Here is a 19,210-nt window from a genome sequence, read left to right on the forward strand (position 1 = left end):
CCGATGATGAGCGGTTTTTGTCCCTGCCAGATCTATATCAGGCGGTCCGCGCCCGGGCGGATCGCGCGGAGGCGCGGACTGTGGAGAGCCAGGCGATCCGGGTAGAGGCCAGGCGTGACGATGGCGACAGGCTGGGGCTGATCGTGCCGGGGCAGGGCCGGCCGGTGGCGCCGACCCATTGGAGTTTTGGCCAGCTCTGCGGGCTGGTGGGCGCGCCGGCGGGGTATCTGCGCGATCTGCCCGCACCCTTGGCCGGGATCAATCTACAGCACGGGCTGCTCAACCACCGCGCCGAACTGGTCAAGACCCTGGAGACCGATGACGGGCGGGTGGAACTGCGCGCCGTCACCGGGCCGGATTATGGGCGCATCTGGGACCATGAGCTTGTCGCGGCGGTGATGCGCATTGCCGGGGACGGCACGGGGGAGACGAATTGGAAGGTGCCGGGCGTGCTGGATTGGTCGACCATGACCCATAACCCCTACGTGGATGTGACGAAGGAGACCACCACGCTCTATGCCAGCGACAGGGACGTGTTTCTGTTCCTGGTCGATGACACCCACCCGATCGAGGCGGGGCGGTTGCCGAATGGCGAACCTGATCTGTACTTCCGCGGCTTTTATTGCTGGAACAGCGAGGTTGGTTCGAAGACCCTGGGCATCGCCTCGTTCTATCTGCGGGCCGTGTGCGCCAACCGGAACATCTGGGGCGCCGAGGATTTTCAGGAGATCAGCATAAGGCACAGCAAATTCGCGACCCAGCGCTTTGCCCATGAAGCCACCCCGGCATTGCAGCGCTTTGTCAACTCCTCGCCGGCGCCATTCGTCGCGGGCATCAAGGCGGCGCGGGAGCAGATCGTCGCGCGTGCCGACGATGAACGTGAAGGCTTCTTGCGCAAGCGCGGCTTCAGCAAAGGAGAGACGGCAAAGATCATCGCCACCGTGCTGGAGGAGGAAGGCCATCCGCCGGAGAGCGTGTTCGACTTCGTGCAGGGCATCACAGCGCTGGCGCGCGGTAAGCCGCATCAGGATGCAAGGCTGGAGCTGGAGGGGAAGGCGAAGTCGCTGCTGGAACGGATCGCCTGATCGCCTGATCCCCTGAACGCTCTTTTGCCATTGGTGTTCTTTCCGCCGTGGACCAGCTTGGTCCACGGTTTTTTTGTGTGGGCACGGCCAGGAGTGCGTCGCGATCAGAGTGAGAGGGCAGCGGAAAAATCTGTGATGGGTCTGCAGGTCAGGAGAGTGGCTCCGGGCCGCCCGTCATGGAGTTTGTCCCATGGGTAAAACTACGAAAGCCGTTCAGAAAATCACGCTGAGCGCCTCGCGCGATATTCCGTTTGACCGGCTGGTGCTGAGTCAGGCCAATGTCCGGCGGGTGAAGGCCGGTGTCTCGATCGAGGAGCTGGCGGCCGATATTGCCCGCCGCACGCTGCTGCAGAGCATCACCGTGCGGCCGGTGTTGGATGAGGCCGGTGCCGAGACCGGCATGTTCGAAATCCCCGCCGGCGGGCGGCGTTACCGGGCGCTGGAATTGCTGGTGCAGCAGAAACGCCTGGCCAAGACCGCGCCCATCCCGTGCGTCGTGCGCACCGACGGCATCGCTGAAGAGGACAGCCTAGCGGAGAATGTGCAGCGGGCGCCGTTGCATCCGCTGGATCAATTTCGGGCGTTTCAGGCGCTGCGCGAGAAGGGGCAGGGCGAGGAGGAGATCGCGGCGGTGTTCTTTGTCGCGGTCTCGGTGGTGAAGCAGCGTCTGCGTCTCGCCGCCGTCTCACCCCGGCTGCTGGAGGTCTATGCCGAGGACGAGATGACGTTGGACCAGTTGATGGCCTTCTCGGTCAGCCCGGACCATCAGCGCCAGGAACAGGTCTGGGAGGCCGTGCAGCATTCCTACAACAAAGAGCCCTACCAGATCCGCCGTTTGCTGACCGAAGGTGCTGTGCGCGCCTCAGACAAGCGGGCCCAATATGCCGGTGAGGATTATATCGTGGCCGGGGGCGCGGTGATGCGCGATCTGTTTCAGCAGGATGATGGTGGCTGGCTGCAGGATGCCGGGCTGCTGGCCCGCGTCGTGGCGGAGAAGCTCGAGCGCGATGCCGATGCCATCCGTGCCGAGGGCTGGAAATGGGTCGAGGCTGCGCCTGAATTCCCCTATGGCCATCAGTACGGCCTGCGGCGCATTCCGGGCACGCGCCGTCCGCTGACGGAAGACGAGATCGCCCAGGTCGAGACGCTACGGGCCGAGGCGGAGCGGATCGAGGAAGAAGCCGCCGCGACGGATGAAGTCTCCGACGATGCTGATGCCCGTCTTAATGAGATCGAAGCGGAGATCGACGCGCTGACCGAGCGCCCGCCGATGTACGACTCCGCCGAGATCGCCATGGCGGGCGTCTTTGTCAGCATCGATGGCAGCGGCAAGCTGCGGGTCGAGCGCGGCTATGTCCGACCCGAGGATGAACCGCTGGTGGTTGAGGAAGCTAATGAAGTTGCCTTCGCAGGGGAGGGCAGCGCGCAGGGGCAGGACGGATACGACGCTGCCGATGGCATCGAGCCCGGCCGCGCGGATTCCAGAGTGATCACCGCCCATATTGGCGGTAGGGCGGAATATGAAGCCGAGCCCGAAGAGGAAGATGGGCTCAAGCCCTTGCCTGACCGGTTGCTGACGGAACTCACCGCTTATCGCACGCTGGCGCTGCGTGAGGCGTTGGGCAACGAGCCCGGCATTGCCTATCTGGCACTGCTGCACGCGCTGTGCCTGCGGCTGTTCTATCGCTATGGCGCCGAATCCTGCCTGGAGGTTGAGGCAAAGAGCGTCATGTTCGGCGCCCAAGCGCCTGGTTTGGGCGATACGCCCTTGGCCGAACGCGTTGATGCCCGGCATCAGGGCTGGGCGGCGCAATTGCCCGAAGATGCTGTAGAGCTTTGGGATATTCTGTCTGGATTCGACAGCGACAGCCGCGAGGCCCTGTTCGCGCATTGCGTGGCACTGACGTTGAATGCCACGCATGATGCCTATAACCGCCGCCCCCGCGCACTGGCGCATGCCGGGCGGTTGGCGGAAATTCTGGGGCTCGATCTGACTGCGGCCGGGTGGGCGCCGAATGGGGACAATTACCTCGGCCGAGTGACCAAAGCGCGCATCCTCCAGGCCGTACGCGAAGCCAAGGGTGAGCAAGCCGCGCAACGGCTGGAACACCTCAAGAAGACCGACATGGCGGAAGCCGCCGCGCAGGCGCTGGAAGGCACCGGCTGGCTGCCCGAACCGCTGCGTACGAAAGGCGTGGAAACCATAGTGATGCCGGCAGACGCCGCGGCATTGGCCACGCATGATGCCGCCGTTGATGACAGCGCGGATGTGACCGGCGAGAGGGTTGAGGCAGCCGATCCTCCCTCAGCCGAACATGACGAACAGGTCGAGCCGCACGAGATCGCGGCGGAGTGACCCCAGAACCCCGAGGCGGCCACGGGCCGCCTCGTCTCATTTCCTTCAACGTCTTTATCCCACTCCCAACCCATCAAACCCGGCTTCGTGCCGGGTTTTGCATTTCTGGAGACAGATCATGTCAGACCATCACAACCCGGCACCGGGTCAGCAACCGCCTGCCACTCCCGATGCATTTTTGGCTTCATGGGAACAAAAAGAGCGTGCCTATCGTGAGCGCGCGTTGGCCGTGCTCGACGGTAACAAGAAAGCGCTGTTCGGTGTTCTGGCGGAACATGGCATCACCGTCGTGATCGTCAATTTCGATGGCTATGGCGATAGCGGTCAAATTGATGACATCGCGGCCCAGAGTGGCGATGTTGCCGCGGAATTGCCGGATGAGCGGATCGAGCTTTTCAGGCCGGGCTGGGATAGCCCTGACATCGAGCGCCAGACCCACACGGTACGCGAGGCCATCGAGGCGCTATCCTATGATTTTCTGGCGCAGACCCATTGCGGCTGGGAGAACAATGACGGCGCCTATGGCGATTTTACCTTCAACGTGACGGAAGGCAGCATCACGCTCGACTATAATGAGCGTTATACCGCCACCGAAAACTATTCCCATGAATTTTGAGGAGGCGGCAATGGCACATCCCTACCATCACGCTTTGTCCTCCGCGAGAAAATGGGGCGGCACGGCGGAAGATTTTCTGCCACTGCATTCTTGGTTCGATGAGAGCAAGATGATCTCATCGGATTTTCGGCATCGGGCACTTCGCCATCATGCCGAGGGCATTTTTATGGCAGAAAGATTTTTCGGCCATGTGATGACGATCTCGACGGGGCGCGTCGTACCTGTGCGCCTGATCGGCGAGCAGCATGTTCGTGAAGATCTCGGCTTCATACCGGGCTTCGCGGATTGGATCAAAGCCATCCGGCCCGAACCCTGGATGGGCCGGGCCACCGCGCTACACAAGCTGCTTGATCCTTTTGAAGTCGATGCTGCCTGAGCAACGGCTTTCACCATCCATCTCTTTCAACCCAGAACCCGGCCCCGTGCCGGGTTTTACATTTTTGGAGGCTGACATGGCGGATTATTTTTCACCGACCGTGATCCCGGAGATCATCCCGAACGCGGACATGACGAAGCTGGAGTTGTTGTTGCTCTCGCATATGTTCGATGCGGACTCGGATGGCGATGGAACCTATTTCCATTCCTGGCAGGGCCCATCGGATCTGATCTTGGTCAATCGTGCCGAACTCAGCGCGGCGCTGCACGCGGCCCTCGGCAGAGCCAGCCAGGTGAGGGGCTATGTGGAAGAAAAACTCAAAAACGCCGCTGCGGATGATACATCCGTTGAACTGGATATGAGTGGCGTGTCGTGGGAGGTGATTCTTCAGGATGTCGTGCGGCGTTCCACCAAGCTGCGCTATATCACCGTGACGACGGCGTTCACCTGTTCAAAGATGCGCGCCGACGGGTTTGGCGGCATGGCGCTGTTCATCACCGCCGATGCCATAAAAGCCTGCTCGACCACGGAGTTTCTGTCGGATTGTCTTGCCGACATCGCCGGGCAGGAGGGCGGGTAGAAGGATGCCCGGAACGATCCACGAACCACCGTGACCAATGCGGATGGGCCGGACCTGGCAGCAGGACGGTCCATTTTGCGTGGGACGATTTTCTGCAGGCGCTGAAGGGAATGCATGTCCGCAGTTCCCCGGAGAGCCGATGCCATCAGCCACTTGTCACCCGTGCCGGTGAGAGCGCGAAGGCGCACTTCCGATTTGGAAGTAGCGCGTGGGCAGGGCGGGGCGATAGGCTGTGCTGTTCGGCCCAACGCCGAGGGTGGCGCCGGATTAGCGGCAATCTATAGCGATGGAGGGGCAACGATGCCCAAGCCTGATTTTTCCATGCCGGCGGCGGAGCTGGCACAGATGCTGGCGCGGCAGGCCGAGGCGGTGTGCCGGTATTATCTGCCCGCCGGGCGGCGCGAGGGGCGTTATTGGCTAGTGGGAGATGTTCATAACACGCCGGGGCGGTCCTTGTTTGTCCGTCTGACGGGCGGCGGCACGGGCAAGGGCGCGGCGGGGCGCTGGCAGGATGCCGCCGAGGGCAAGCACGGCGATCTGCTGGATCTGATCCGCGAAAACTGCGGCCTGACCGAGTTCCGGGAGGTGGCCGACGAGGCACGGCGGTTTTTGGGGCTGACAGGGGATGATCATACTGCGGGTTACGAACGCCGCTGCCCCCCTCGGGGCAATGTGCCGAGTTTACCGGGTACCTATGCTGCCTCCGAGCCACAGGCGGATGAAGGCTTTGACCTTGCCCCTGATGTGGCCCAGGCTCAACGCGCCGCACGGCGGTTGTTCGGCATGGCGCAGCCACTCCCTGGCACGCTTGGCGAGACCTATTTGCACCAGCGCGGCATCACGCCAGCGGCACTTACCGGCATTGACGCCTTGCGGTTCCATCCGCGCTGTTTCTACCGTACGACGCCGGAGGCACAGCCGGAACTTTGGCCAGCACTGATCGCAGCGGTCACGGACCTCGAAGGCTGTATCACCGGCATCCAGCGCACTTGGCTTGATCCAGACGGGCTTGATCCCCTCGATCCCATCCGGCTGGGCAAGGCACCACTGGCAACGCCGCGCCGGGCGATGGGGCTGCTGTTGGGCCATGCCGTGCGGTTTGGCATCACGGCAGGGCTGCACGGCGGACCGGTGAACCATTTACTCGTGGCGGGCGAGGGCATCGAGACCATGCTGTCGCTGCGCTGCGTGCTCCCCGCCATCCCCGTGACTGCCGCACTCTCGGCCGGTCATCTCGCCGCTCTTTTGCTCCCTGCCGGGCTGCGGAGGTTCTACATCGCCCGTGACGCCGATGCGGCCGGTGACCGCGCCGTGGCACGTTTGACCGAACGCGCAGAGGCCGCCGGGATCCAGGCGATCACGCTCTCGCCCTACCTTGGTGATTTCAACGATGACCTCCGCGAACGTGGCCTCGCTGAATTGCGGGCCCATCTGCGGGTGCAATTGGCGCCGGAGGATGCGCAGCGTTTCATGACGTCCGGCTGAGACTTAGTCTGGCGGATGACGAGATGATGGCCCGCCAACGCCGGGATCATCGCACCTGTTGGGCACTTCATGCCCCTGCCTACCAGGAGGCCGCGCTGGCGGCCTTCCGAGAGGGCGCTCTGTGCCGGGGGCGGCGGCGGCCCGCAATGGCGGCGAGGCCGCTATTTTCCGCCGCCCCGGGAATGATCGGCAACACTGATCATGCCATGCGATGCCCCGGGGCTTTGCAGCGCGAAGCAAAATAGCGGTCCCGCCGCCATCCTCCGCTGACGCTCCGGCCCGCAAATCCAGCCCATGGCGTCACGAAGAGCCATGGCGGGTGCGGGCCGCCGCCGCCCCCGGCTGGGATCGCCATGGAAGGCCGCGATGGGCGCGGGCTTCCGGCAAACAGGAGCATCCCATGACCCGAGACTATGACGAGACCGGCTATGAGCCATTGCACGCCGCTTCACCCACCGCTCAGATCCTCAGCGAACTGCAACTCTATGGCTACCACCCCGGCCAGGAAGAGCCTGACCCACGGCCCTTGCCCGAAGCCCCGCTGATCGCCGGGGCGATCGCGGATATCTTCGACGCTTTCACCGCCACTTTGAGTGATACACGCCTGGAGCCTGACCTCAAGGAATTGCTCTGGGCCACGGTCAATCTGTTCCACCGCGCCACCGGACGGATCGAACGGCAGCTCGACGATAACGAGCAGGCGCAAAAGCGCAGCCAGAAGGAGCAGGACGGCTCCGAGATACGCTCAGTCGAGCTGGAACGGCTGACGGCGGAGGGGCAGACCTTACTGGAACGCCGGGATTGCCTGGAATTCTTCCGCGACCAGGCCGCCGAGCAGTTCGAGCGCCACACGCGCACCGCCTGGCGTCCGCGCTCAGGCTCAATGGTTAACCACCGGGCATTGACCGCGTCCCTCATCGATAGCCGCGACTTCATCGCCGCCAAGCGCCAGACGCAAATCGCACCTCTGCTGCCCGTTGGACCAAAAATCGCCTTCACCGGCGGGATGGAGTGCAATGATCACATTCTGATCTGGGACAAGCTGGACAAAGTACACGCCAAACACCCGGACATGGTGCTGTTACACGGCGGCAGCCCGAAGGGAGCCGAGCGCATCGCCGCCGCCTGGGCGGATGCCCGCAAGGTGACCCAGATTGCCTATCGCCCGGACTGGACCCGGCACGCCAAGGCCGCCCCGTTCCGGCGCAATGACGCCATGCTGGAGGCATTGCCGATTGGCATCATGGTATTCCCCGGCACCGGCATCCAGGAGAATCTCGCCGACAAGGCCAAGAAGCTCGGCATTCCGGTGTGGAGCTTTGGGAGTGGGGGCGCATAGCCCCCACAATCCGCTCCCGCGCATGCCGTATCGCCGTATCCCACCGACCGGCTTAAGCTGCGCAACGCCGGCAAATTTATTCGCCTGACAAGCCCCCGCCAACGCGCCGCCCGGCATCGCGGGGCGGAATTCATCGCGGCGTGTGTCTCGCTGTGCTGGTGGAACGGGACGCAAATGGCGTTACCCAAGCCCAGCAATGTCGTGGATTGGTAAGGGTCTGGTGTGCATTTCGACGCATCGCTTGGCCAGAAAGATCGCTCCACGGCGAAGGGCAGGACCATGTGCCACCCAATCCGCTTGTCCATTGATGCGAGGGCAGGGGCGGCGTCGGAGCAACCGGTTATATGCGGCATGATGATGCGGTGACGTCTGCAAGACTGGCCATGTTCCCGTACCGTGGATGGCGCCGCTTTGATGAAAATCCCGAGTGTCGCCAGATATCTCCCGACTGCCTGCCCCAAGCCGCGCCACGCGGCCTCTCCCTGGCTGATCTGACCGAAGGACGATCGCCTTCCTGCAATGGCGGCTTCTGGCTTTTTTCCCCGGCAGCGATGCTGCCTCCTCGCGGACGCTGCGCTTCAAAAAAGCCAGAAGCCGCCATCCTACGCTGCGCTACGGCCGCATGCGGTGCAGGCCGATCGTGCCCCCGGTCAATTGATCGCCATCGAGGCTGCGATGGTCGCGGGCTCGAAACCGCATAGGAGAATTGACATGGCTACCATCGGAACCTTCAAGAAAGTCGGCAATGAAATCCACGGCGAGATCGTGACCCTGAGCGTGCAGACGAAGAATGTGCGCATCGTGCCTGAAGCCAACCGTGGCAACGACAACGCCCCCAGCCATCGTATATTCTGTGGAAGGGCTGAGCTAGGTGCTGGCTGGTCCAAGCGTTCCGCCGAAGGGCGCGATTATATTTCGGTCAAGCTGGACGATCCAAGCTTCAGCGCTCCGATCTATGCCAACCTCTTCGACGATGAAAGCGGCGAGGGCTACACCCTGATCTGGTCCCGCAGCCGCAAGCAAAACGGCGAGTAACAACCGCGATGAATCTCGCCCGGCGATGCCGGGCGGGGCATGCTATGAAAATTGGCGAGGGTTTTTGGGGAGTATCGATGTCAGCACGAAAAAGGTTTGAGTCCGAAAAAGGCAGCTTTTTGAAAAAAGCTGCACCAAAAACTTTTGAATTATCAGAGTAATTTGGCCATGGTGGATCAGAACTCACGAATATTGATGCCCAGTATCGGTCGTAAATGATTTATCTATTCGCGGTGAATCGAAAAATGGCTGCTCTCGTGCCAAAATCTACCATTCCGCGGCTCCCATCAATGTTTCCGATTATAGGCAGGATGGGGCCGAGAGCGGAATGGCGGCTATAGGATGGCACGTTGAATAAAACTGCCATTGAAGTTCGCCTGTCAGCATCCGTCCAGATTGTCGCACGAATCCTAAGTTACGCGACAAGCCGTTCCTGCCTTCAGCCCAATCTCAGAGGCAGCGCGTAAAAGAACACCAGCCAAAGGAAAAAGCAGGTTAACCCGACCATTACGATTGGTATCACGTTGTCGGCTATCTTCAGATAGACCCATATTTTTGCTTTTTCGCAACCAGTTAACCACGAGAGTTCGTGGCTCCACTCCAACTGTTGCCTTTTAAAATCAATGTCCTCGTGGTTAACAGAGTATTTTTGTAATACGTCGTCATACATCTGTTGAAATTTCAGGCGTATGTCTTTTGAAATAGAGACATCTTGTGTTGCTGATTCGTATCTTTCCGTAGCGAGTTTACGCCGGACCTCGTTCAATTCTAAACCGCTCCTATGGTGTTGCTCGGCATTCACTGAATCACGCCGGGATGCGACCAATAAGGAAGACACGAGAGTAACGATAGAAAAGGCAATGACCACCAGATTGAGCAGATCCACTGCATTTGGAGGTAATTTTACGAGGTAAGGAAGCACGGCGACGATGATGGTGTACGCGGATGCCATTGAGACCACCCACCCTATGCGCTGGTCTCTCTTTTCCAGGCGCTTTGCCGCGTTGAAGCGGCTCCGGGCAGTGTAACACAGGCTCTTATCGAGTTGGTCCAGTGGATCGGGGATCACATTCGTCATTGTTCGTGGCTTTCAGGTATCGCACGGCGTGGTGTCCGTGTGATTATAAATGATGATATCCTTTGTCCTAGACTCACTACCAAAACCTGTCATTCCGCCTCCGGCTCCGTCTAATCCATAAGTCCACCGGCGAAGGCGCATGACTTCACGTTACGGATTGTCGCATAACTTGTGATTTGCGCGACAATGCCGCGATTAGGCGTAACCAATTGTTTTTCTGGGCATTAATCTGTCGCGCATCTCTGTTGCAAATTTTCACTCCACCCACGACAAAATTAGCGACACATGCCTTGCCGTTTTGCGGCGAACGGCCGATTTCGGGAAGCGTCCCCAGCCCCACTAATGACCGTATCGGGCGCAATCGCGCCGGAAGTGGCCGTCGGAGGTATGAACATTCCTGCCGCCCACGACCATGCTCAGGGCAGGCGGATAAATGGATCATGTACCGCCACGCCCAGCGGCTCAAAATGCCGCAGGTTCCGGGTCAGGATGGTCAGCCCGTGGTGCTGGGCGGTGGCGGCGATGATGATGTCGGCGAAGCCGGGCGCATGACCCTGACCTCGGGCGTGGTCTGATAGGCCGCCGGCGAGGCGGGCGGTGGCTAGGTCGAAGGGCAGGATGCGGGCCGCGTAGAGGTGCAGCACGGTCTCCAACCAGGCGGTTAGGTCACGGGCTTTGCGGGTTGCCCCCTCACGCTTGGCCTTGGCGATGCCGTCCTCAATCTCGGCGATTGTGACCGTGGAGAGGAATAAATCGGCCGAGTGGGCATCCATCCAGGCGGCCAAATCGGGCAGAGGGACGCGCGAGAGCGCCCGCGCCGAGATGACATTGGTGTCGACGAGATACAAGGATCAGAGGCCGCTATCACGGAGTGGTGAAAGGTTGCGTGGCGGCAGATCGTCCGCATCGAGAGGTGCTGCCATCAGCAATTGGCCGAAGGAGGGCACATGCGAGAGCCGCTGCCATTCCTCGAAGCTGAGAATGACCGCCTCGGGCTTGCCGTGGCGGGTGATAATGGCGGGTTCGCCGCGTAGGGCCTCATCGACCACAGCCGACAGGCTGGCCTTGGCGTCGCGAAGTTGAATTTCCCGCATGATGGCCTCCGAACAAGATGGAACTACAGTAGTCATATTTAGGGCTGTGTACCGGGACGGGCAAGGGTAATGTTCCCAGGCGGCGGCACTGGAGGTCATTGAACGGGGGCTGAAGGCACGGCAGGGGATATCGGGTCGGTCCAGACGGGCATGAAACAGTAATGCCGTCCGCTGGCATCTTGCTGCACGGATTTGCGGCAGGCGGCCATGGCGGTGACGCCGTCATTATCCTGCATTAGCTGCCCCCATGCGAGGGCTTCGGCAGGGCTGGCCTTCATGGCGGCGGGGATGACATGCGCCGCGATTTCGGCCTGGAACCGGCCGTCATTCAACCCGGCGGCATAGGTGAACAGGCTAGGCATGAGGATGGCCAGCGCCAATGCCAGTCCCAGGCCCACGATGCTGCGGATACGCAGCGTGGTGATCTTCATGCGCATGGCGCGGTCCGCGGCATTGGCCAGTTGCGGCGCGAGTTGGTTGACGATGTCCATGCCCGAGGCGTGGACCCGGGCAATGGCCTCATCCGCGATTACGCCGGTCTGGGTTTTTAGCGTGTTGGCGATGTCGATCTGGGTGGCTTCGCTGGCTTGGTACAGATCGCTCAGCGCGCCGACACAGACGGCCAGGGCCTGGAGCTGTTCCGCCAGAGGGTCGCTCTTCAGGGCGGCGGCCGCGGCGGCGCGGCGCAAGCTCATCTGCGCCTCGCTGATCTGCTCGTGCAGGGCTTCCCGGCGCGTGGCGGGGCTTATGGGATCCATGATCTGACCCCTGCAAAGCGGCGATCCATCGCATCCAGCCAAACGCGGACCCGGGCGGCATCGAATAGCCCCAGAGACGGCGTGACCGTGCCATCGCGCGCGGCGGCGAAACCGCATTGGCGGCTTTCCACGGCCTCGGCAGCGTGCAGCCGGGGCATCCAGAGCTTCACACAATCTGCCGCCAGACGGGCATACGCATCCGACGCGGTGAGACGGGCAAAGGCCCGCTCACGGGTTGAGCCGGGCTCGATGCTATATTCGTTGAACACCAGGGCTTGCGCCGCGGGGGTGAATCCACGTGCGGCCAGGGTGAGGGCAGGGAGTAAATCCTCAGGCTGGGCGCCGGTGAGGTGGAACATGACCGGCGCCATGCCGGCGGCCTCGATATGCGCTGCCAGGCCCGGCATCTCGGCGGCAAGGGAGCGTAAGGTGGTATCCCCGCCGCCCAGATCGACAAGGGCGGATTGCCGCTCATTGATGCAATATTCGATCAGCTCCTGCAGCCAGGCGGTGACCCCGGCCGGATTATCGGTCTCTGGCCGGGCCACATCGGCAAAATAGGCGGAGAAGGTGGCATTGCTGGGATCGACATCGGCCAGGATCGGCGTGCCGCCATTGCGGATCGAGGTCTCGGTGAGCCAACGCAGCAGGGTGGTTTTACCCGTCTTGCCCCGCCCGGCGGCAAAAATGATCTTGGCTTGGCCCGTGAGATCGATCCCTTGTCCGATCTCAGGCTCGGTTTCCTGGAGCGGCGCCAAGCTGACGATATCGGCGCGTGGACTGGTGAATTTCGTCATATTGGGGCGGTAGGGGGTGGCGCCGGACGGCTTGCCGCCGTTCATCGCGGTAACCGGCTTGGGTTTGTCTTCCGGCATTGGCTCTACTCCTTGGGTTCAGGCGGCCCGAATGTCAGGCGGCGGCTACGCTCGATCTCTGCCCGCTCGGCCTCACTCGGCACCGGAGGCGGTTCCTGGACCCGAAGCGAGGCGGGTTTGAAACGGGGGGCACTGGCGACGGATGGCACCGCCTTCGGCGGTAAGGGCAAGATGACAGGTGCTGCGGGCGCCGCCGCTGGGGGGACAGCTCCTGCTCCGATTGTCACCGGCGCCTCTACGGGCGGCTCAGGAGCAGCATCTCCCGAGCGGCCTGGCCTGCGCCGGTAGCCTTTCAGCGGCGTCTGCGCGCGCGAGAATTCGCTGCGCAGGGTTTTGGCTGTCCAGGGTGCGCCAGTGCGGTAGGTAATCCCGGCCTTGCTCAGCGCGGCGCCAACCGCGGCCCAGGACCATTCGCCATGCACCAGCTCCAGCAGCATATCTTGGTGCTGGCGTAGCCAGGGCCGTACAACATCGCCTGGCCGCCAAAGCGGGCGGAAGGTCGCTGCCAGCACTTCGATTTCTGCGTCAGTCGGCTTGCGCTTGAGTGACATGAGCACCGGCCATCAAAAATAGCAGCGCAGAATTTCACCAATTTTGACAGGGCGCGCAATCTTCCGAATCGGAATCTTGACAGAATGGATTTCTCAATCGTCAACGCAATCCATAGCGCTTTCGCCAACTCAAAGGCTGGTACAAAGGCTGGTGCATTTGTCATCGCAATGGCTGGTGCAATCGCTGTCTCTAATCTCGTTGGTCCCGTGTGGTAATATCTTATGTGGCTACTACAGACCAAGGAATGCTAGCGCATGCGGGTGCGGTAATATGATAGGGGTTAGGCAATACGATTTCACGGCCAATGTGCATTCTACTCGTGTTCCTGTGACATTACCGATGTTTCAATTTACGCAACCATTCGTAACGCGGTAATGCAATTTCGCGTTGTCTCCGCTTGACCGGGAGGCTTGTTATGATTGCCGGTGACGATGATCGCTACGAAGAGATCGTGACGCAGATTGGAGCGGCGAATAGTCTCGCACAAATGCAAGACTTGGCCGCCGGTATATGCAAAGCGTATCATCTCGCCAATATCGCGTATCACGCGGTTTATCTTCCAGGCGCTCAAATTTTCAACCCGATCCTGGTTCTGACTTATGAGCCGGAATGGATCGAACGTTATAAAAGCAATGACTACTTCAAAATTGATCCGGTGGTAGTGTCTGGCACCAAAGGCTTCCTGCCGCTGGACTGGGCGCATCTTGACCGCGGCAACCACATTGCGCGTGATTTTTTCGCGGAAGCTGACCGGTTTGCTGTTGGCCGGCAAGGCATGACTTGGCCCGTTCGCGGGGCTGGGGGCGAGCGGGCATTATTCACAATTACCGCGAATATGTCGGTGCCTGAGTGGGAGGAGCGGCGGGTTTCGTATAAAAGAGAATTCCAGATGATCGCGCATTATATGCATGATCGGATTGTGGAGATTTCAGGCTATCGAGATGCAAAGCCAAAGCCATCTCTATCCCGGCGTGAGATCGCGTGCCTCGAATTGGCTGCCCAGGGTGCCACTCCCAAGCAAACTGGCGCTAAGCTCAAAATATCTGACCGTGCCGTGCGTTTGTTTTTAAGCTCCGCCTGCACCAAGCTTGATTGCGCCAATGCGCAACAGGCAATTGGCAAAATGGTCTCACTTGAAATGCTACGCCCATAAACGGGGCAACAGATCGCATGGCTCCCTTATCATACAACGCGCTGATAGGCGGGTAATTCCTCGCAATTTCTAAACGGAATATCGCTTGGTCATTATCTATGACCCGGCGTGTTCGATGCTGTCTTGGCTTCAAAAGAATACTCTTTCAGCCAAAATAAAATCACCGATTGAAAGAGGCTTCGAGAGGCGTGTCAAGATTCCGATTCGGAATCTTGCGGTCAGAGAAACTCCGCTTCTAAAGTTGAATTAACGCACCCAAGGCGGGTGAGATTTTGCGCTGACAAAACGTCAGGCCAACGACAATGATGACATTTCATTGAAGGAAAGCGGAATGGCAACGATCATTACTTTAAGCAATGCTGACCGGGCCGAGCGGCCTGCTTTGTTCGATCAGATGTTTCAATCGCGCGCGGCGGTATTTCATGACCGTCTGGGCTGGGATGTGGCGGTTGAGAATGGCCGCGAGATGGATTGGTATGATCGGCAAGCCGATCCGGTTTATCTTCTGGCTGTTGATGACGATCAGCGCGTACTCGGGTCCTTGCGACTGTTGGCGACAACCGGGTCGACCATGCTGCAAAGCGAGTTCAAGCATTTCTTTGACGACGATGTGGATGTCGCGGCACCGACGATCTGGGAATGCACGCGGTTTTGCGTGCCGCCAGTCGCGGACGGTGCAGCCCAGAATGCGAATAGTGTCTCTGCCGAGCTGCTGATTGGGTTGTGCGAGCTTTGCCTGAACTCCGGCATCGAATTTATACTTGGTGTGTACGAGACGCCGATGACCCGCCTTTATGCGCGGATCGGTTGGTGCCCGGAGAAGCTGGCGCAGGCGCGCCCGGAGATCGGCGACATTCAGGCTGGTATTTGGGAGGCCAACCCAGAGGTGCTTGTCACCATGCGTCGGCGTCTGTCCGCCCGGATCGGCGTGCGACAAATTGTGACCGCGTAGATGTCCGGGCAGCGCGACAGGCTGACACGCGGTCCGTCCTTGGCTGTGGTGAGCTTTGTTGGGTTGACCAGCCTGATGGCATTTGCCGGCCCGCCCGCGCAAGCCACTTCCGCATCAGCTGTATCTGCCGCGAGGCTTTCCGTTTTGGCAGCCCGCTGCGCGCCTGCCGTTCCAGAATGGGTGCTCGGTGCCGTCGCCCGCACAGAAAGCAATTTCCATCCCTGGCGGTTGCACGACAATACGGCGCGCGTCAGCAGCGATCCGCCCAGCCTGGAGGCGGCCGAGACCGAAGCGGCAGCGTGGATGGCCGCAGGTCATTCCGTCGATCTGGGGCTGATGCAGATCAACAGTGGCAATTTACCCGCGTTGGGGATGAATGTGAACGAAGCGCTAGACCCATGCGCTTCACTGGCGGCCGGCGCCGCGGTGCTACGGGCGGCTTATGGCGGCGGCCCGGTCAAGGCGGGGCAGCAGGCTGCTTTGCTGATGGCGCTCTCGATCTACAACACCGGCTCGCCGCTCAAAGGCATCATGAATGGCTATGCGAGGACAGTGATGCGCAATGCCAGCGCGGTTCCTTTGTCGGCGCCTTTGCCACAAGCCCAACCAGATGCCACCCCGGATATGCCGCCCGCATGGAATGTTTCGGCCACCGGCAACTACACACAGGTCCATGGCGCACCATGGCTGGTGCCGCTGGGATTGGACATGGCCGGCAACAACACTGCCGCGGCCGCCGAGTCCGGTTCTCCACACCAAACGATGAGGTCGCCATGATGAACATGATCGCCCCGCTGCTTTTGGCGCAGGGGCAGAGATTGCGCATGACCAGATTCTGGCCCGTGTTGGCCCGAGCGTGGCCCTTGGCGCTGCTGGTGGGAATGCTGGGCATTCCCACGCTCGCCTATGCCCAGACCGTATCGGGCGGCGCCAGTCCGCAGACCATGATCAATAATGTTTGCACCTTCATCCTGGGGCCGTTCGGCGAGACGATCGCTGTGCTCGGGATTATCGGCATCGGATTCTTGTTCATGTTCGGCCGGGCCTCGCTGGGGGTGATCGCGGGCATTATCGGCGGCATCGTCATCATGTTCGGAGCCTCCTACCTCGGCCAGACTCTGACCGGAGGCGGCTGAGATGGAGCCCCTGGAGGCCGATACGCTGTACCTCGCGGCGACAAGGCCCGCGATGTTCATGGGCGTGCCGCTCAGCCTCGGGGCCATGCTGCTCATGCTGGCCGGGCTGATCGTGGTGTTGTTGAAGAACCCGCTTTATCTGGCCGTCATGGCGCCACTCTGGCTGGCGGCGCGGGAACTGGTGGCGCGCGACTATAACGCGGTGGGCGTAATGCTGCTGTATTTGCGCACCGCAGGCCGCTCGGTTGATAGCAAGCGCTGGGGCGGGGCGTCGGTGTCACCGATGCCGGTTCATGGCCATCGCAATGGCCATGGGCGGGGGATGTTCGATGTGGGGTGATGCCAGCCACACCGAGCGCGCCGCCACGCAGTATCTGCCCTATATCGGGCATATCGGGCCGCAAACCCTGCTGCTGGAAAACGGCGCGCTGCTGGCGATGGCGCATATCGAGGGCCAGGCGTTCGAACTGGCTGACCATGAAGCGCGTAATGCCCGGTTGCGGTTGCTCAATACGCTGTATCGCAATCTCGCCGATGATAACCTCACCCTCCATACGCATCTCATCCGCCATGAAGACGCGGGCGCGGTTCCCGCCCGCCGGTTCCGCTCGGGCTTTGCTCGGGCGCTGGACGAAGCCTACATGCGGAACACGCTGGATGGCCGGCTGTATCGGAATGATTATTTCGTCAGCCTGCTTGTCTCACCGCGCAGCCCGCTGGGCACGGGCATAGCCCGAAAATGGGCGCGGCGAGGGCGTAAAATACCGGAGACCTCGGAGGGGCTGGCGCGCGAGTTAGAGGATAGGTGGATCATTCTGGCGAATGGGCTGGAAGGGTTCAGAGTCCGGCGGCTGGGGGTGGTTGAGCGGGATGGGATCGCCTTCTCGGAGATCGCAGAGGCGCTACGGCTGGTCATTACCGCCCGGCCGCTGCCCGGGCCGATCATCTCCGGGCATCTGGGAGATTCGATCTATACTGACCGCGTGATTTGCGGGCGTCGCGGCATTGAAATCCGCGCCCCGGATAAAAGCCTGTTCGGGACAATTTTTTCGTTCCGCGAATATCCGGCCAAAACCAGGCCGGGGATGCTCAACACCCTGCTCTCGGTGCCGTTCCCCATCGTGCTGTCGCAATCCTTCGCCTTCGTCACCCGCGCCCAGGCGCAGGACCGGCTTTCCTTGAAATCCGCGCAAATGCTGGGCGCGCAGGATAAGGCGCTGAGCCAGATTGCTGGGTTGGATGAGGCCGCGGATGCCTTGGCATCCAACGAATTCGTCATGGGCGCGCACCATCTCTCGCTGGCAGTGTACGGCAATTCACTGGCCGAGGTGGAGGAGCGTGCCGGACTGGCGCGCGGGCGGCTGGCCGATGCAGGGGCGGTGGTGGTTGAGGAGAGGCTGGGGCTGGAAGCGGCCTTCTGGTCGCAGCTCCCCGGCAATTTGGAATGGCGGACCCGGCCAGGGGCGATCAACTCTCGCAACTTCGCCGGGCTTTCCAGTTTCGACAATTTCCCCGCCGGAGAAAAGGCGGGCCATTGGGGGGCGCCCATCGCGCGGTTCCGCACCGATGGCGGCACTGCCTATGATTACGTGCCGCATGTGGCCGATGTGGCGATGACGATCATCTTCGGACCGATCGGCTCGGGCAAGACCGCGCTGCTGATGTTTCTGCTGGCAATGTTTGAGCAGGCGATGGTGCCGCAAGCTGAGGCGGAGGGACTGCACCCGCGGCGCGATGGGTCAGTGGTGTTTTTCGATAAGGACCGGGGTGGAGAATTGCTGGTCCGTGCCACGGGCGGCACCTATCTCGAATTGCGGCGCGGCGAAGCCTCCGGTCTCGCACCCTTGCGGGGCCTCAAGGATACCGAAGCGGACCGGGATTTTCTGCGAGGCTGGCTGATCGCGCTGGTGCAAAGCGACGGCAAAGGCGGGCTCACCCCCGATGAAGAAAAGCGCCTGGAGCGCGCCATTGCCCGGCAGTTGAGCATGCCCGAGGATCTGCGCTCACTCGCGGGGTTGCGAGAGTTTCTTGGCCACGCTGACCCGATGGGGCTTGGCCCCAGGCTCGAAAAATGGTGCCGGGGCAATGCGCTGGGCTGGGCGTTTGACGGTGAGCGGGATGATGTCCGCCTCGATGGCGCGATCACCGGCGTCGATATGACGCAATTGCTGGAGTATGACGAGGTCTGTGCGCCGGCAGGGGCCTATCTGCTCTACCGGGTGACGCAGATTCTCGATGGGCGGCGGGTGGTGCTGAGCATCGATGAATTCCGCTTCTATCTCAAGAACCCGCAATTTGCCGCCGTGGTGGATAATCTGCTGCTGACCGTGCGCAAGAGTAATGGTGCGATATTCCTGGCGCTGCAGATGCCCGAGCATATTCTGGAAAGCCCGCTTGGGCCATCGATCATGGCACAATGCCAGACGAAAATCATGTTCCCGTCGCCGACGGCGGACCGGGTGGTTTACATCGACGGACTGAAATGCACCGAAGGCGAGTATCGCGCTGTGCGCGAGGACATGGTGGTGAGCAAACGCCGGTTCCTGCTCAAGCGTGAGAAGGCCAGTGTCATCTGCGAATTCGATTTGAGTGCGATGCGCGACTATGTCGCCATTCTCTCAGGCCGCGCCAATACCGTGCGCTTCGCGGAAAAATTGCGCCGGCGGCTGGGCGATGCCCCAGAGCAATGGCTGCCGGAATTTTTGCATTCCTATCATGACGCCAAGGACTGACAGGAGGA

At 61.2% G+C, this 19,210-nt stretch carries 20 protein-coding genes; 14 read left to right on the plus strand and 6 right to left on the minus strand.

Translation table 11 applies throughout. The annotated features are described in order from the left end of the window. The 8 genes from AB7D48_RS15990 to AB7D48_RS16025 form a co-directional block, all read left to right on the plus strand. Nucleotides 1-1,085: DUF932 domain-containing protein (locus AB7D48_RS15990; protein ID WP_427981219.1), on the plus strand; the 1,085-nt coding region annotated here is incomplete at its 5' end. 190 nt (nucleotides 1,086-1,275) lie between these two features. Continuing rightward, nucleotides 1,276-3,441, plus strand: coding sequence for a ParB/RepB/Spo0J family partition protein (locus tag AB7D48_RS15995; protein ID WP_427981221.1), 2,166 nt, complete (start codon nucleotides 1,276-1,278; stop codon nucleotides 3,439-3,441). Between the two features lie 118 nt (nucleotides 3,442-3,559). Next, nucleotides 3,560-4,057 (plus strand): DUF6878 family protein, encoded by a 498-nt coding sequence (locus tag AB7D48_RS16000; protein WP_427981224.1) that lies wholly within the window; start codon nucleotides 3,560-3,562, stop codon nucleotides 4,055-4,057. 10 nt (nucleotides 4,058-4,067) lie between these two features. Next, complete coding sequence (locus tag AB7D48_RS16005; RefSeq protein ID WP_427981226.1) at nucleotides 4,068-4,433, plus strand: DUF6915 family protein; 366 nt, start codon at nucleotides 4,068-4,070, stop codon at nucleotides 4,431-4,433. A gap of 76 nt (nucleotides 4,434-4,509) precedes the next feature. Continuing rightward, nucleotides 4,510-5,013: a hypothetical protein gene (locus AB7D48_RS16010; protein WP_427981227.1), complete on the plus strand. Its 504-nt coding sequence runs from the start codon at nucleotides 4,510-4,512 to the stop codon at nucleotides 5,011-5,013. 300 nt (nucleotides 5,014-5,313) lie between these two features. Further along, complete coding sequence (locus tag AB7D48_RS16015) at nucleotides 5,314-6,498, plus strand: DUF7146 domain-containing protein (protein ID WP_427981230.1); 1,185 nt, start codon at nucleotides 5,314-5,316, stop codon at nucleotides 6,496-6,498. Nucleotides 6,499-6,898: 400 nt separating this feature from the next. Further along, complete coding sequence (locus AB7D48_RS16020; protein WP_427981232.1) at nucleotides 6,899-7,837, plus strand: DUF2493 domain-containing protein; 939 nt, start codon at nucleotides 6,899-6,901, stop codon at nucleotides 7,835-7,837. Between the two features lie 711 nt (nucleotides 7,838-8,548). Beyond that, complete coding sequence (locus AB7D48_RS16025; protein WP_427981234.1) at nucleotides 8,549-8,872, plus strand: DUF736 domain-containing protein; 324 nt, start codon at nucleotides 8,549-8,551, stop codon at nucleotides 8,870-8,872. 439 nt (nucleotides 8,873-9,311) lie between these two features. Here AB7D48_RS16025 and AB7D48_RS16030 read toward each other — a convergent pair whose 3' ends face one another. The 6 genes from AB7D48_RS16030 to AB7D48_RS16055 form a co-directional block, all read right to left on the minus strand. After that, nucleotides 9,312-9,950: an SLATT domain-containing protein gene (locus AB7D48_RS16030; RefSeq protein WP_427981236.1), complete on the minus strand. Its 639-nt coding sequence runs from the start codon at nucleotides 9,948-9,950 to the stop codon at nucleotides 9,312-9,314. Between the two features lie 416 nt (nucleotides 9,951-10,366). Continuing rightward, complete coding sequence (locus AB7D48_RS16035) at nucleotides 10,367-10,798, minus strand: type II toxin-antitoxin system VapC family toxin (RefSeq protein ID WP_427981238.1); 432 nt, start codon at nucleotides 10,796-10,798, stop codon at nucleotides 10,367-10,369. 3 nt (nucleotides 10,799-10,801) lie between these two features. Beyond that, nucleotides 10,802-11,044 (minus strand): type II toxin-antitoxin system Phd/YefM family antitoxin, encoded by a 243-nt coding sequence (locus AB7D48_RS16040; protein ID WP_427981241.1) that lies wholly within the window; start codon nucleotides 11,042-11,044, stop codon nucleotides 10,802-10,804. Between the two features lie 95 nt (nucleotides 11,045-11,139). Further along, a complete protein-coding gene (locus AB7D48_RS16045; protein WP_427981243.1) occupies nucleotides 11,140-11,802 on the minus strand; it encodes a hypothetical protein in 663 nt (220 codons plus the stop codon). After that, nucleotides 11,790-12,677 (minus strand): hypothetical protein, encoded by an 888-nt coding sequence (locus AB7D48_RS16050; RefSeq protein WP_427981245.1) that lies wholly within the window; start codon nucleotides 12,675-12,677, stop codon nucleotides 11,790-11,792. The genes AB7D48_RS16045 and AB7D48_RS16050 overlap by 13 nt, the downstream gene beginning before the upstream one ends. Before the next feature lie 5 nt (nucleotides 12,678-12,682). After that, nucleotides 12,683-13,228 carry a hypothetical protein gene (locus AB7D48_RS16055; protein WP_427981247.1) on the minus strand — a complete coding sequence of 182 codons (546 nt, stop codon included), beginning with the start codon at nucleotides 13,226-13,228 and terminating at the stop codon, nucleotides 12,683-12,685. Between the two features lie 416 nt (nucleotides 13,229-13,644). Here AB7D48_RS16055 and AB7D48_RS16060 point away from each other — a divergent pair, with 416 nt between their 5' ends. The 6 genes from AB7D48_RS16060 (at nucleotide 13,645) to AB7D48_RS16085 (ending at nucleotide 19,202) form a co-directional block, all read left to right on the plus strand. Further along, entirely contained in the window at nucleotides 13,645-14,382 is a 738-nt protein-coding gene (locus AB7D48_RS16060) for a LuxR family transcriptional regulator (protein WP_427981249.1), read from the plus strand. A 331-nt stretch (nucleotides 14,383-14,713) separates the two neighbouring features. Continuing rightward, on the plus strand, nucleotides 14,714-15,334 hold the full coding sequence (locus AB7D48_RS16065; protein WP_427981250.1) for an acyl-homoserine-lactone synthase: 621 nt from the start codon (nucleotides 14,714-14,716) through the stop codon (nucleotides 15,332-15,334). A gap of 63 nt (nucleotides 15,335-15,397) precedes the next feature. Continuing rightward, nucleotides 15,398-16,111 carry a transglycosylase SLT domain-containing protein gene (locus AB7D48_RS16070; protein WP_427981252.1) on the plus strand — a complete coding sequence of 238 codons (714 nt, stop codon included), beginning with the start codon at nucleotides 15,398-15,400 and terminating at the stop codon, nucleotides 16,109-16,111. After that, nucleotides 16,108-16,470: a pilin major subunit VirB2 gene (gene virB2, locus AB7D48_RS16075; protein WP_427981255.1), complete on the plus strand. Its 363-nt coding sequence runs from the start codon at nucleotides 16,108-16,110 to the stop codon at nucleotides 16,468-16,470. The genes AB7D48_RS16070 and virB2 overlap by 4 nt, the downstream gene beginning before the upstream one ends. A gap of 1 nt (nucleotide 16,471) precedes the next feature. Then, entirely contained in the window at nucleotides 16,472-16,810 is a 339-nt protein-coding gene (locus tag AB7D48_RS16080) for a type IV secretion system protein VirB3 (protein WP_427981258.1), read from the plus strand. Continuing rightward, on the plus strand, nucleotides 16,800-19,202 hold the full coding sequence (locus AB7D48_RS16085) for a VirB4 family type IV secretion/conjugal transfer ATPase (protein WP_427981260.1): 2,403 nt from the start codon (nucleotides 16,800-16,802) through the stop codon (nucleotides 19,200-19,202). The genes AB7D48_RS16080 and AB7D48_RS16085 overlap by 11 nt, the downstream gene beginning before the upstream one ends. Nucleotides 19,203-19,210: the final 8 nt, after the last annotated feature.

Source organism: Acidocella sp., assembly GCF_050253495.1.
GTDB lineage: Bacteria > Pseudomonadota > Alphaproteobacteria > Acetobacterales > Acetobacteraceae > Acidocella.